The following is a 14,039-nucleotide window of genomic DNA, read 5'->3' as shown; positions in this document are numbered from 1 at the left end:
CCAGGACGGGGCCTCAGCCTCAGTGTGTGATTGCCAGCTGGGGAGCTGGTTTGGGTCTGTGGAAAAACTTCTCGAGGTACAAGTATATGACCGGTGTAGTGAACAGCGTCAGCGCCTGGCTCACCAGCAACCCGCCCACCACCGCGATACCCAACGGCTGGCGCATTTCCGCGCCGGGGCCGGAGCCCAGCATCAGCGGCACCGCACCCAGCAGGGCGGCCAGGGTGGTCATGATGATCGGCCGGAACCGCGTGACACACGCCTCATAAATCGCTTCCTCGGGCGGCAGGCCGCGTACGCGCTGGGCGTCCAGGGCGAAGTCGATCATCAGGATACCGTTCTTCTTCACGATCCCGATCAGCAGCACCAGGCCGATCAACGCCATGATCGAAAAGTCCTGGCCCATCAGTGACAACATGATCAGCGCCCCCAACCCCGCCGATGGCAAGGTGGAGATGATCGTCAGCGGGTGCACGAAGCTCTCGTACAGCACACCCAGGATAATGTAGACCGCCACCAGTGCCGCGAGGATCAGCCAGGGCTGGCTGGCCAATGAACTCTGGAACGCCTGGGCCGCGCCCTGGAAGTTGCCGATGATGGTGGTCGGCATGCCGATTTCATTCTTCGCCTGGTTGAGCAGGATCACCGCATCGCCCAACGCGACGCCGGGTGCCAGGTTGAACGACAGGTTGGCCGCCGGGAACATGCCGTCATGGCTGATGGACAAGGGCCCGACGGTGGGCGGGTCGACCTTGGCCACCGCCGACAACGGTACCATCTCGTTGGTCAGCGGCGAGCGCAGGTAGAAGTAGTTCAGGCTTTCGGCCTTGCCGCGTTGCTGGGTGTCCAGTTCCAGCACCACCTGGTACTGGTTGATCTCGGTCTGGAACTCGTTGATCTGGCGCTGGCCGAAGGCGTCGTACAGCGCCTGGTCCACATCGGTGGCGGTGAGGCCAAACCGCGCGGCGGCCTGACGGTCGATGCTGATGTGGGTGATGCTGCCGCCCAGCTGCAAGTCGTTGGACAGGTCGCGGAACGCCGGGTTGGCCCGCAGTTTTTCGGTGAGGCGCTGGGTCCAGGTATTCAGGGTCGGGCCGTCATTGCTCTTGAGCACGTACTGGTACTGGGCGCGGCTGGGGCCGGAGCTCAAGTTGATGTCCTGGCCGGCCCGCAGGTACAGGACGATGCCCGGCACTTTCGCCAGTTTCGGGCGGATCCGGTCGATAAACTGGCTGGCCGACACGTCGCGATCCCCGCGATCTTTCAAGGCAATCCAGAACCGGCCGTTGGCGATGGTCTGGTTGCTGCCGGTCACGCCCACCGAATGGGAGAACGCTTCCACCGCCGGGTCATCCTTGACGATCTCGGCGATTGCCTTGTGCTTGGCAACCATGTCCGGAAACGACACGTCGGCCGCCGCTTCGCTGGTGCCGAGGACGAAGCCGGTGTCTTGTACCGGAAAGAAACCTTTGGGGATAAACACGTAGCCGACCACGGCCAGGGCCAGGGTCACCATGAAGATCGCGGCCATGGTGCGTTGATGGGCCAGGGCGCGGCGCAGATTGCGCGCATAGCCGGCCAGCAGGCGTTCGCTGAAACCGGGTTTGTCGTGGGCATGATGGGTTGGCGCGCGCATGAACAATGCGGCCAGGGTCGGCGCCAGGGTCAGCGAGACCACCACCGAAATCAGGATGGTCGAGGTGGCTGTCAAGGCAAACTCCTTGAACAACCGCCCCACGACACCGCCCATGAACAGCAGCGGGATAAACGCCGCCACCAGCGAGAAGCTGATGGAGACCACGGTAAAACCGATTTCACCCGCGCCCTTGATTGCGGCTTCGCGCTTGTCGAGGCCCGCTTCCAGGTGGCGGTGAATGTTCTCCACCACCACGATCGCATCGTCCACCACAAACCCCACGGCGATCACGATCGCCACCAGGGTCAGGTTGTTCAGGCTGAAGCCCATCAGGTACATCAGGGCAAAACTGGCCACCAGCGACACGCCGAGCACGCTGGACACGATCAACGTGGCCGACAGCTGGCGCAGGAACAGCGCCATCACCGCCACCACCAGCAGGATGGCGATCAGCAGGGTCACTTCCACTTCATGCAGGGACGCGCGGATGGTCTTGGTGCGGTCGGTCAACACGCTGACCTGCACCGAGGCCGGCAGCATGGCTTGCAGGCGCGGCAGTTCGGCTTGAATGCGGTCCACGGTCTCGACGATATTCGCGCCGGGCTGGCGGGAGATCACCAGGTTGACGCCTGGGGTGTCGCCGGACCAGGCCTGCACGTAGGCGTTTTCCGAGCCGTTGATGACTTTGGCGATATCCCGCAGCTGTACAGGTGCCCCGTCCTTGTAGGACACGATCAGTTGGGCGTAATCCTCGGGGTGGAACAACTGGTCGTTGGTCGAGAGGGTCGACACGCTGTTCTCGCCGTAGATCGCGCCCTTGGCCAGGTTCAGGCTCGATTGCTGGATCGCCAGGCGCACGTCCGCCAGGGTCAGACCGATGGCCGCGAGTTTATCGGCCGACGCCTGCACCCGGATGGCCGGGCGTTGCTGGCCGGTAATGTTGATCTGGCCGACCCCATCGATCTGGCTGATCTGCCGGGCCAGCAGGGTTTCCACGTAGTCGCTCAGCTCGGTGCTGGGCATGCTGTCGGAGCTGACGCTGAGGATCAGCACCGGGCTGTCCGCCGGGTTGACCTTCTTCCAGGTCGGCAGGCTCGGCATGTCGCTGGGCAGTTTGCCGGACGCGGTGTTGATCGCCGCCTGCACTTCCTGGGCGGCGGTGTCGATGCTCTTGGTGAGGGTGAATTGCAGGGTCAGCAGGCTGGAGCCCAAGGCACTGCTGGAGGTCATCTGGGTCATGCCGGGGATGGCGCTGAATTGCACCTCCAGCGGCGTTGCCACGGATGAAGCCATGGTGTCCGGGCTGGCGCCGGGCAGCGTGGCACTGACCTGGATCGTCGGAAATTCCGCTTCCGGCAGTGGGGCGATGGCCAGGCGTGGAAAGGCAATCATCCCGAGCAATACCAAAGCGAAGGTCAGCAGCAAGGTGGCGACCGGGTGGTCGACGCACCAGGCCGACGGCGAACGACTGCCACTCATGGCTGCACCTTGGCATCAACGGTCTGGATCACCTGCGGCGGCTCCTTGAGCACATCGACCTGGGCGCCCGCCTTGAGCCGGGACTGGCCGTCGCTGACCAGCACATCGCCGGCCTGCACACCCTGGAGGATGTTCATGTCGCTGTTCTGGTACAGCACCTGCACCGGCACCACCTCAACCTTGTCACCCTTGAGCCGGTACACGAAGTGCGAATCCAGGCCGCGTTGCACCACGGTAGGCGGCACCACCAGGGCATTTTTGTGCAGGGCGGTCTGGATGCGGATCGTCACCAACTGCCCCGGCCAGAGTTTCTGTGCGCCGTTGCTGAACTCGGCCTTGGCGCGGATGGTGCCGGTGGTGCCGCTGATCTGGTTGTCGATCAGGCTCAGGCGGCCCTCCCCCAGCAGGTCGCCGGTCTGGCCGTCGGTGTCGGCGCCCATGTAGGCGTTGACGTCGGCGGGCAGTTGCGCGGCGATCAGGCCTTGCAGGGTCGGCAGCATCTGTTGCGGCAGGGAGAACTCGACGGCAATCGGGTCGATCTGGGTCACGGAGAACAAGCCCTGGGTGTCGCTCATGCGCAGGAAGTTGCCTTCATCCACCGTGCGAATCCCGACGCGACCGGTAACCGGCGAGCGAATCTGGGTGTACGAAAGCTGCACCTGGGCCGAATCAATCGCGGCCTGGTTGCCTTGGGCCGTGGCCTTGAGCTGGTTGACCAGGGCTTGTTGCTGGTCATAGGTCTGCTTGGACACGCCGTCGTCGATGCTCAGTTCCTTGTAGCGCTTGAGGTTGACCAGCGCGACTTGCAGTTGCGCCTGGCTTTCCCCGAGTTGCGCCTTGGCCTGGTCCAGGCTGGCGCGGATCGAGCGGTCATCAATGGTCGCCAGCAGGTCGCCGGCCTTCACCAGTTGACCTTCCTTGACCAGCAATTTGGTAAGGATGCCGTCGATCTGCGGGCGAATCACCACACTGTGCAACGACAGCACCGAGCCGATGCCGCTGACAAACCGCGGGATGTCCTGCTGTTTGACGCTGATCACCCGCACCGGGATCGCCGACGATGCGGTCAGTTTGGTCTTGGCCGGGCGGGTCACCACCCAGGCAACCACGGCCAGTACCACAAGGACGCCCACGATCAAGGCAGGTTTTCGTTGAATGTGCATGGGGTGAGGCGCCAGGGCAAAGGATCGGAAGAATGAAGGCTCTTTATAGCCCGCCAACCGGGTCAGCAAAGTGACTGCTAACTGACAGCGCCGTCAGTAAAGTCCGACCATTCGTACGAGCAGTGGTTAAAGATCCGAGGCGCGCAGGTATACTGCGCGGCGGTGTGGCCTGCAAGTCGGGCCCGCGTCATTTTCAGTACTCCCCGGAGCCACCATGAATTCCCCGACACAACCCGCTGTTGAAGCGGTCGACATCGACCAACAGGCCAACCCTGACAGCGTCGAAGGCGAAACCAAGGCCGAGATCCCGGCGTTCAAGTTTCCGTTCAAGCCGGGCGAACTGGCCGGGGCGAAAAACGCCAGCCAGCCGTGGTACAAAAACGGCGCCAAGAACGGCCACACCAAGAGCCCGGGCATGGCGCCTCCCGGCACCCGTCGCTCGATGGGCAAGCGCTGACCGGTAATAAATCCTCCGCAATGGAGATTTATGCCTACAACAGTTACTGACGTTTCGCCTTGTAGGCCTGCGGCCAATTCTTGAAAGCTTGCATGACACCCGCTTGCCCCGACTCTTTCGCTCGGGGCTGGACGTGGTAAAGCTGGTTTTCTGGAAAAGGACGTCCCCTGTGGTTCTGATACGCACCTGTGTCGTGCTGTTGTTGTCGCTGATGGCCAGCGTTTTCTCCACCACTGCGGCCAGCGGTCAACCACGGCATGAAATTCGTTTCGCCGTTGCTGCGCAATTTCCACCCTTCCAAAGCCGCAATCAACATGGCCAGCTTGCAGGGCTGAACATCGAGCTGGGCAATGCCCTGTGCATACAGCTCAATGTGCGGTGTACCTGGGTCGACCAGGTCCTTGTGGAAAACTTCCCCGCCCTTGAAGCCAGGCAATTCGACGCGATCATGGGCATGGCCCCTACACTGAAACGGCGCCAGCGGGTGAATTTCACCGATAACCTTTATCCGATCACCACGCGCCTGGTGGCCCGCAAGACATCAGGGTTGAAGCCGACCCCACGGTCACTGAAGGGCAAGCGCGTGGGCGTTCTGGTGGGCAGCAACCGCGAAGCCTTCGCCCTGTCGAAGTGGGCGCCCAAGGGGGTCATCGTCAAGGCATTCTGGCGCAATGACGAGCTGATCCGCAGCCTGCTGGCAGGCGACATCGATGCAACATTGCAAGGCACCGTGGAAATCCGTGAGGCGCTGCTCGACACCGCTGATGGTCAGGTTTTCGACTTCCTCGGCCCTCACGTCTCCACCGAACTGCTGGGTAACGGCGTGGCGATCGCACTACGCAAGCCCGACACCGCCTTGCGCAGCGCCCTCAATCACGCCCTCGAGCAACTGAAGCAGAGCGGCGAATACCAACGCATCATCGAGCCCTACCGCCTGGACGCGCCGCTCTCCAGACCGTAATGGCCAATTAATTGCGCGGAACATGAGCTGGATCAGTATTTGCCCAACCGGTGCGCTTAGAGTCGACGCCCTGCCGACTCCTCCAACAATCACGAGCGCGCTTTTCCATGAAGATCAATCTGCCGGTCACCGGTCGAAATGTGGATTTTGCCCCCGACGCCAATATCCTCTCGACCACCGACCTGACCAGCGCAATTACCTACGCCAACCAGGACTTCATCGATATCAGCGGCTACACCCGCGAGGAGCTGCTGGGCACGCCGCACAACCTGCTGCGTCACCCGGACATGCCGGCCGCGGCGTTTGCGCACATGTGGCAGGTATTGAAAAGCGGTCGCTCGTGGATGGGCATGGTGAAAAATCGCTGCAAGAACGGCGATCACTATTGGGTCAGTGCCTATGCCACGCCGGTCACCCGGGACGGCGTGACGGTGGAGTATCAATCGGTGCGCACCAAGCCCGATGCACGGCGGGTGCATCGGGCCGAACGGGCCTATGCCCGCCTGCGTGCCGGCACTCGGCGAGCACGGCCCGTGGTGGGCATGACCTTCAAGCTGTCGGCATGGGTCCTGGGGGCTTGCGCCGCAACCTGGGCATTGGGCCTTGGGCTGGCGACTTATCCGCTGACCTGGCAACTGCTGGCGGGAACGGCGGCCTGCGCCGTGGGGGTAGCGGGTGTGCATGGCTTGTTACGGCCCCTGGCACAGTTGAACCAGCGGGCACGGCTGATTGCCGATAACCCGCTGAGCCAGGCGATCTACACCGGGCGCAAGGACGAGTTCGGGCGTATCGAGTTTGCCATGCAGATGCTGGAGGCCCAGGTGGGCGCAGTGGTCGGCCGGATTGGCGATGCGTCGCAACGTCTGTCCGGCCATGCCGCGGCGCTGGTGCAACAACTGGACAGCAGCCACACCAGCAGCCTCGGCCAACAGACCCAGACGGATCAGGTCGCCGCCGCGATCAATCAAATGGCCGCCAGCGTGGCGCAAGTCGCCGAGCACGCGCTGCAGGCGTCCAGGGCCGCTGACCAGGCCGGCAGCGAAACCCGCGAGGGCCATCAACGGGTGGATGAAAGCCGCGACGCGGTGCTGCGTTTGTCCGAGGAACTGGCGCGGGCCACCGCAGTGATCCATCAACTGGAAAGCCACAGCGGCGATATTTCCGGGGTGCTGGAAGTGATCCGGGCGATTGCCGAACAGACCAACCTGCTGGCGCTGAATGCCGCCATCGAAGCGGCGCGGGCCGGGGAGCAAGGACGCGGGTTTGCTGTGGTGGCCGATGAGGTACGAGGCCTGGCCCAGCGTACGCAGGATTCGACCAATGAGATCCAGCGCATGATCAGCACCCTGCAAGGCGGCGCCCGGGATGCGGTGCAGGCGATGGCGCAAAGCAGCCAGCATGTGGAGGCCAGCGTCGATCAGGCCCAGCGCGCCGCTGCCGCACTGGATGGGATCAGCCAGCGAGTGACCCGAATTACCGCCATGAGCCAGCAGATCGCGGCGGCGGTGGAAGAACAGAGTGCGGTGAGCGAAGACATCAATCGCAACATCATCGGCATTCGCAATGCCGGGGAAGTGACGGTCAGCGCTGGCCAGCAGAGCCAGCTCAGCTCAGGGGACGTGGCGGGGCTGGCGGATGACTTGCGGCGGTTGGCGGAGGAATTCTGGGGCAAGCGGCGCTAGCGCTTAAGCCGCCCGCAATGAAATGAAGGCGTAGTTCGCCGGCACCTCGGTGGCAATCCGGGCGCCGGCATCCAGCAGTTGCTCGGCAATGTCCATCCCGGACACATGAAACACCCACTCATTGGCCTGCACGACTTCTTGCGTCGCCAACTCGATCGCCTGGGCAAACAGGCCCATGTCGGGCAAGTACGCGGTAAACCCATCGCCCTTGAGCGCCGTGGTATGGATGCCCAGCAACCCGCACACGGCTTCCTTGGCCTGGATATCATCGCGGTCAGCCTGGCGTGAGCGGCGGATCAACTCGGCCAGCTCCTTGTCCATCAACTCGCCCCCCACGATCAGCGCCGGCCCCTGCTCCCAGGATTCCGGCGGGCAGTCCTTGGCTGCCGGGTTCAACGGGATGTGCGGATTGATCTCCATCGGGTAGATGCGGCACACCAACGGCCGCCGCTCGTAAATGCGGCAACGGTCGTCTTCGTCAAGATTCCGGCAGCGCCCGGCGTTATAGGCGGCAAAGGTGATTGCCACATACGCCTCGGTATTGCCGCTGGGCACGATGGCGGAACGGCGTTGCGCGTGGTCACGTTGCAACTCGGGCAGCCCCAGGCCACTGCCCAGGAAACCTTCCACCAGCACGATGACATTACCGCCGTCAGCCGCCCAGCTGCGGGCTTCTTCGAGGGTCAAGGGCACATGGTGGTCGGTGCAGCATTTGCCGCAACCGACGCAGGAAAAATGGGTATTCATGGAGGATCTGTCACCAGGCAAGGTCAGAAGGCACTCATGAACGGTGGCGGGTTTTTGCCTCTGTTCACCGTTCTGCCTCTGTGCAAAGCAAGTTATGCGCCAGCGCCGTCAGTCCTCGGGGACAAGGTCGCGAAGCACAAACACCATGCCCGCACGTTCATACAGCTGCCGTGCCCGCAAGTTGGACTCCAGCACCTTGAGGTCGACAAACGCTTCGCCGCGTTGCTTGAACACCTGGAAGGTGTGCAGCAATAACGCACGGCCCAACCCCATGCCCTGGGCACAGGGGTGAATGGCCAGGTTCTTGATGTAGGCGCTGGTCCAGCATTGGGACACACCCAGGATGCCGCTGGCGTTACTCGCCACCAGGCACAGTTTGGGGTCGAACTCGGCATCGGTAACGAACTGCTGGCGCCAGTGCTCAAGGGAGCCGACCCGTCCGCCGCCTTGTTCCTGGGCCAGGCTCAATACCGCATGGATCGCCGGGGCCATGGCTTCGCGGTAATGATCCAGCTGGATATCCGCCGGCCACTGCGGGGCGGGCAGGCTGCCGGTGAGGTCGCGGCGCAGCAGCTGGAAATATTCACCCACCGGTCACAGGCCCTGTTGCGCCACGGTCTGGGCGGCTACCACCAGGCACTTGGTCAGTTCCGGCGAAGAAAACTTGGTGAGTACCGCATTGGCGCCGGCCAAGCGGGCTTTTTCGCTGTTCATCGCACTGTCCAGGGAGGTGTGCAGCAGCACATAGAGGTCCTGGAAGTCCGGGGTTTCCCGCAGGGTGCGGGTAAAGGCGTAGCCGTCCATTTCGGACATTTCGATGTCCGAGACCACCACGTTGATTTGCTCGACGGTGCCTTGCAGCTCCAGCAAACGGTCAATGGCTTCCTTGGCGCTGCGGGCGGTGTGGCACGTGAGGCCGAGGTTGCGCAGGGTGTGCACCGATTGCTGCAGGGCCACCTGGCTGTCGTCCACCACCAGGATTCGGGCGTTGCCCAGCACTTCGGCCTCTTCCATGGTCAGGTCGGTGGGCGCCGCTTCGATCTGCGCCGGGGCGATGCCGTGGATGACTTTCTCGATGTCCAGCACTTGCACCAGGGCGCCTTCGACCTGGGTCACGCCGGTGATAAACGAACGCGTACCGCCGGAACCAAACGGCGGCGGGCGAATGTCGGTGGTCAGGCAGTGCACGATCTTGCTCACCGCCTGCACATGCAGGCCCTGCTTGGAACGGCTGACATCGGTGACGATCAGGCAGCCGCCGTCCGGGTCTTGCAGGGGCATCTCCCCCAGGGCGCGGCTCAGGTCGATCACCGACAACGCGGTGCCGCGCAAGGTGGCGATGCCTTTGACGTGGGGGTGCGACTCCGGCAGCTTGGTCAGCGGTGGGCAGGGAATGATTTCACTGACTTTCAGCAGGTTGATCGCCATCAGCTTGCCGCTGCGCAAGGTAAAGAGCAGAAGCGAGAGTGAATCTGCGCGGGCTTTGGTGGTGGACATAAAAACCTTCTGTGGATCAGGGATGACGATCTATAGACCGTTATCGACTTGCACGCGAAAAACTGTAGGAGCGAGCTTGCTCGCGAAAAACCTGAGGGCGCTGTGTTTATCCAGGATGCCCGCGTTATCGTTGACGCTTTTCGCGAGCAAGCTCGCTCCTACAACAAGCAGTCGTCAGCCCTTCCACACCTGCGGGTTTACCAGATCCTGCGGACGCTCGCCCAGCAAGGCGCTGCGCAGGTTTTCCAGGGCGCGGTTGGCCATGGCTTCGCGGGTCTCGTTGGTGGCCGAGCCGATGTGCGGCAGGGTCACCGCATTGCTCAGTTGGAACAGCGGCGACTCGGACAGCGGCTCCTGCTCGTACACATCCAGGCCGGCACCACGGATTGTGTGGTTTTGCAGGGCCTGGATCAGCGCCGGCTCATCCACCACCGGGCCACGGGAGATGTTCACCAGGATCGCACTGGATTTCATCAGGCCCAGCTCGCGATGGCTGATCAGGTGGCGGGTTTTCTCGCTCAGTGGCACCACCAGGCAGACGAAATCGGCTTCGGCCAGCAACTGGTCGAGGCTGCGAAACTGCGCGCCGAGTTCCTGTTCCAGTTCGGTCTTGCGGCTGTTGCCGCTGTACAGAATCGGCATATTGAAACCCAGGCGACCCCGACGCGCGACGGCCGCGCCGATGTTGCCCATGCCGACGATACCCAGGGTCTTGCCGTGTACATCACAGCCAAACAACGGCGCGCCGACGCTGGCTTTCCACTGGCCGGCCTTGGTCCAGGCGTCCAGTTCGGCGACGCGGCGGGCGCTGCTCATCAGCAGGGCGAAGGCCAGGTCGGCGGTGCTTTCGGTGAGCACATCCGGGGTGTTGGTGAGCATGATCCCGCGCTCATTGAAGTACGCCAGGTCGTAGTTGTCGTAGCCCACCGACACGCTGGAAACCACTTCCAGTTTGCTCGCACCTTCCAGTTGCGCGCGGCCCAGTTTGCGGCCTACGCCGATCAGGCCGTGGGCATGGGGCAAGGCTTCGTTGAACTGGGCGTTGATGTCGCCCTGCTTGGGGTTGGGGGCGATGACATCGAAATCCTGTTGCAGGCGTTCGATCATTTCCGGGGTGGCGCGGCTGAAGGCGAGGACGGTCTTTTTCATGGAAGGCAGGCTCATCGACTACGTGGGAATGGCAAGCACGCTAACATTCTTGGGTAGGGCTTGTCAGGCCGGCCCTCACACCCCACAGCCAGACTGTTGCGATTTGGGCAACAGTCATTATCTTGTTACACTCTGTATCGCACCGCTCACCTGCGCTAATTTGTCGCATCGATGAGCGCAGCGGTTAAGACCGACCCGCTCTCCCCCGATTTCCCTCGACTTATTTCCAGGGCTCTACACTGGGAATCTGTCTTAAAGCCGCTGAGTTCAGCGGCTTTTTTTTGCGCTGAAAAAAGGCCAGGAACCCCAACAACACTGGCCGGTTTCGATTGACCCAAAGGAGCTCCACCGGTGAAAACCTCGCTGACGTTCACCCCGTTATTCCTCGCGATTGCTGCAACGATCGTTCCCCTTGCCCACGCGGCAGACACCCCGGCCACCGACGGCTTCGTCGAAGGTTCCAGCTTCAAGATCAACACCCGCAACTACTACATGAACCGCGACCGTCGCGACATTCACACCGATGACAGCAAGGAATGGGGCCAGGGCTTCATCGGCATCTTCGAATCCGGCTACACCCCCGGCATCGTCGGCTTCGGCCTGGACGCCAACGCCATGCTCGGCCTCAAGCTCGACGGCGGTGGCGGCACCGATGGCTCGAGCATCCTGCCGGTAAGCTCCGGCAACGGCAAAGCGCCCGGCTCGTTCTCCACCGCCGGCGCCACCCTGAAAATGCGCGCCTTCGACACCGAACTGAAAGCCGGCGACCTGTTCCTCAACAACCCGGTGATTGCCGGCGGCATGACCCGCATGCTGCCCCAGACCTTCCGCGGCGTGAGCCTGACCAACCACAGCCTGGACGGCTGGATGTTCGAGGGCGGCCAGGCCAGCTTCACCAAGCTCTACAACCAGAGCGGCCGTCGCCGCATCGGCACCAGCTACGGCGCATTGCCCAATGGCGAAGACAGCCGCCACCTGGACTGGGCCGGCGTGTCCTTCAGCGGCGTGCCGGGGCTGACCAGCAACCTGTACGCGTCCGAACTCAAGGACATCTGGAACCAGTACTACTACGACCTGGACTACACCTGGCAGTTGAACGAGCTGGTCAGCCTGAACCCGGGCCTGCACTACTACCACACCCAGGAGACCGGCAAAGCCTTGCTGGGCAACATCGACAACAACACCTACAGCCTGCATTTCACCGTGGGCGTGGGCAATCACAGCGTTACCGCCGCCTACCAGCGGGTCAACGGCAACACGCCGTTCGACTACATCAGCCAGGGCGACAGCATCTACCTGGACAACTCCCAGCAATACTCCGACTTCAACGGCCCCAACGAGCGCTCGTGGAAGCTCAAGTACGCCTATGACTTCGTCGGGCGGGGCCTGCCGGGCCTGACCTCGGCGGTGTCGTATATCAGCGGCAAGACCGACCTGACCACGGTCGATCCGGACAGCCGTGGTTACTCATCCTGGTACAGTGCCGACGGCAAGAACGCCAAGCACTGGGAACGGGACATCGACCTCAAGTACGTGGTGCAAGGCGGCAAGGCCAAGGACCTGGCCGTGCGCCTGCAATGGGCGACCAATCGCGGCGGCAATGGCTACGCGGCAGTGGACCGGGACGTGGATGAGTACCGCGTGATCGTCGACTATCCGATTGACGTTTTTTAACCTTCAGGCTTTCTTTTAGCGGCGACGACTTATTTTTCACAGCATGGAACTAAACTGCCAGCATCTTGAGTGCCGAAGCCAGTCCCATGAGTCAACGCCGCGCCTTCACCCTGCCTGCACGCCCGGAGCTTTTGCTGATTCTGGGCAGTGGCCTTACTGTCGTGCTGATCGTGGTCATCGTTGCCGTACTGCTGATCCGCGAACACGCCAGCGCCTTGCAGGCAGCCAAGCGTTCCACTAGCAATATCACCCAACTGATCAATGCCGATGTGCTGCGCAACGTCGAGCTCTACGACCTGGCGCTGAACGGCCTGATCACCGCAACCACTCGCGATGACCTGCCCCAGGTTTCCGCCGAAGTCCTGCATATGGTGCAGTTCGACCAGTCCACGGCCGCCCCTTTCAAAGGCGAAGTCCTGCTGCTGGACAAAACCGGCGCGGTCACCGCCGACTCCTCCACGCTGACCCCCACGCCACGTAATTTCGCCAATCGCGACTATTTCCAGATCCACCAGCAGAACCCCGATGCCGGGCTGTTCATCAGTCGGCCCTTCAAGATTCGTTGCGACTGCGATCAAGTCTGGCGCATCGCCTTCAGCCGCCGGGTGCCCGGGCCCAATGGCGAGTTTGCCGGTGTGGCGGTGGCAACCATGCGCCTGGCGTATTTCGACCAGCTGTTCAATAGCCTGACCATCGGCAGCGGCAGCAGCATCAACCTGCTGAATAACGACGGCATCCTGTTGGCCCAGCAGCCGCTGCTCGAAAGAGACATGATCAACAAGGACCTGAGCGCGCGGCCCAACTTCAAGCGAATGCTGCGCGAAGGCAGCGGCAGTTTCAGCGCCATCTCCGCCATCAGTGGCGCGCAACGGCTGTACACCTTCACCAGCGTCGGCGCGCTGCCGCTGATTGTGGTGGTGGCGTTGTCGAGCGATGACGTGTTTGCCGCCTGGAAGCGCGCCGCCCTGCTGATCAGTGGCGCCACCGGCGTACTGTGTGTGGGGCTGTTGTGGCTGACCTGGATGCTGCGCCTGGAACTGCGCCGCCGCTATCGTGCCGAGAAGGTGTTGTCGGAACTGGCGGCCACCGACGGCCTCACCGGCCTGGCCAACCGCCGCACCCTCGACCAGCGCCTGCGCCTGGAATGGGAGCGCGCGCAACGCTCAGGCGAGCCACTGGCCTTGCTGATGATTGATGTCGACCACTTCAAGGCCTTCAACGACCGCCATGGTCACCAGGGAGGCGACGAGGCCTTGCGCAACGTGGCCCGGGTCATCGGCAGCAATATTCGTCGCCCCGCCGACCTGGCCGCGCGCTACGGCGGTGAAGAGTTCGCGGTGATCCTGCCGGATACCGACGGCGAGGGCGCTAGCACCATCGCCGAACATATCCGCAGTGCGGTGGAGCACTTGCCACCGGCAGACGGCGACGCGCTGTCGGTCACCGTCAGCGTCGGGCTCAGTACCTGGGACAAACGCAGCCGTGGCTCGCTGGAAGAGCTGCTGCTGAGTGCCGATCGGGCGCTGTATGACGCCAAGCATTCCGGGCGCAACCGCATCGTTCACAGCCAGGCCACATAAGCCGTTATCAGCAA

General features: G+C 62.7%; 11 protein-coding genes and 2 pseudogenes. 6 read left to right on the top strand and 7 right to left on the bottom strand.

The genetic code is table 11. The features are described from left to right. Positions 1 to 19: 19 nt before the first annotated feature. Together HX839_RS12240 and HX839_RS12235 are read right to left on the bottom strand one after the other, a co-directional pair. Positions 20 to 3,115, bottom strand: coding sequence for a multidrug efflux RND transporter permease subunit (locus HX839_RS12240; RefSeq protein WP_008434191.1), 3,096 nt, complete (start codon positions 3,113 to 3,115; stop codon positions 20 to 22). Next, positions 3,112 to 4,278 carry an efflux RND transporter periplasmic adaptor subunit gene (locus HX839_RS12235; protein ID WP_003216249.1) on the bottom strand — a complete coding sequence of 389 codons (1,167 nt, stop codon included), beginning with the start codon at positions 4,276 to 4,278 and terminating at the stop codon, positions 3,112 to 3,114. Before HX839_RS12235 ends, HX839_RS12240 begins: the two co-directional genes overlap by 4 nt. A 214-nt stretch (positions 4,279 to 4,492) precedes the next feature. Here HX839_RS12235 and HX839_RS12230 point away from each other — a divergent pair, with 214 nt between their 5' ends. From HX839_RS12230 to HX839_RS12220, 4 genes and pseudogenes are all read left to right on the top strand, one after another. Further along, the gene (locus HX839_RS12230; RefSeq protein ID WP_003216247.1) at positions 4,493 to 4,735 is read left to right on the top strand and encodes a hypothetical protein; all 243 of its coding nucleotides are present in this window, start codon (positions 4,493 to 4,495) and stop codon (positions 4,733 to 4,735) included. 169 nt (positions 4,736 to 4,904) lie between these two features. Continuing rightward, complete coding sequence (locus HX839_RS12225; protein WP_008434195.1) at positions 4,905 to 5,696, top strand: transporter substrate-binding domain-containing protein; 792 nt, start codon at positions 4,905 to 4,907, stop codon at positions 5,694 to 5,696. 107 nt (positions 5,697 to 5,803) lie between these two features. Further along, positions 5,804 to 6,085, top strand: a pseudogene (locus HX839_RS31845) (PAS domain-containing protein); the annotation flags it as partial. 246 nt (positions 6,086 to 6,331) lie between these two features. After that, on the top strand, positions 6,332 to 7,378 hold the full coding sequence (locus HX839_RS12220; RefSeq protein ID WP_371132889.1) for a methyl-accepting chemotaxis protein: 1,047 nt from the start codon (positions 6,332 to 6,334) through the stop codon (positions 7,376 to 7,378). A 3-nt stretch (positions 7,379 to 7,381) separates the two neighbouring features. Here HX839_RS12220 and HX839_RS12215 read toward each other — a convergent pair whose 3' ends face one another. From HX839_RS12215 to HX839_RS12200, 5 genes and pseudogenes are all read right to left on the bottom strand, one after another. After that, complete coding sequence (locus HX839_RS12215) at positions 7,382 to 8,125, bottom strand: YkgJ family cysteine cluster protein (RefSeq protein WP_003216242.1); 744 nt, start codon at positions 8,123 to 8,125, stop codon at positions 7,382 to 7,384. 108 nt (positions 8,126 to 8,233) lie between these two features. After that, positions 8,234 to 8,716 (bottom strand): N-acetyltransferase, encoded by a 483-nt coding sequence (locus HX839_RS12210; protein ID WP_008434201.1) that lies wholly within the window; start codon positions 8,714 to 8,716, stop codon positions 8,234 to 8,236. Between the two features lie 3 nt (positions 8,717 to 8,719). Next, positions 8,720 to 9,622 carry a chemotaxis protein CheV gene (locus HX839_RS12205; RefSeq protein ID WP_102369883.1) on the bottom strand — a complete coding sequence of 301 codons (903 nt, stop codon included), beginning with the start codon at positions 9,620 to 9,622 and terminating at the stop codon, positions 8,720 to 8,722. Positions 9,623 to 9,673: 51 nt separating this feature from the next. Then, positions 9,674 to 9,772 (bottom strand): annotated as a pseudogene (locus HX839_RS31565) (outer membrane lipoprotein carrier protein LolA); the annotation flags it as partial. A gap of 24 nt (positions 9,773 to 9,796) precedes the next feature. Continuing rightward, a complete protein-coding gene (locus HX839_RS12200; RefSeq protein WP_177067087.1) occupies positions 9,797 to 10,771 on the bottom strand; it encodes a D-glycerate dehydrogenase in 975 nt (324 codons plus the stop codon). A gap of 351 nt (positions 10,772 to 11,122) precedes the next feature. On the opposite strand from HX839_RS12200, the gene HX839_RS12195 reads away from it, so the two are divergent. Further along, on the top strand, positions 11,123 to 12,445 hold the full coding sequence (locus HX839_RS12195; RefSeq protein ID WP_177067086.1) for an OprD family porin: 1,323 nt from the start codon (positions 11,123 to 11,125) through the stop codon (positions 12,443 to 12,445). An 86-nt stretch (positions 12,446 to 12,531) separates the two neighbouring features. Beyond that, positions 12,532 to 14,025 (top strand): sensor domain-containing diguanylate cyclase, encoded by a 1,494-nt coding sequence (locus tag HX839_RS12190; protein WP_177027787.1) that lies wholly within the window; start codon positions 12,532 to 12,534, stop codon positions 14,023 to 14,025. Positions 14,026 to 14,039: the final 14 nt, after the last annotated feature.

The sequence above is a fragment of the Pseudomonas sp. I8001 genome (genome assembly GCF_013385345.1).
Taxonomy (GTDB): Bacteria; Pseudomonadota; Gammaproteobacteria; order Pseudomonadales; family Pseudomonadaceae; genus Aquipseudomonas.
The sequence above is the reverse complement of the archived record's forward strand: the minus strand, read 5'-3'. Positions and strand labels throughout refer to the sequence as shown.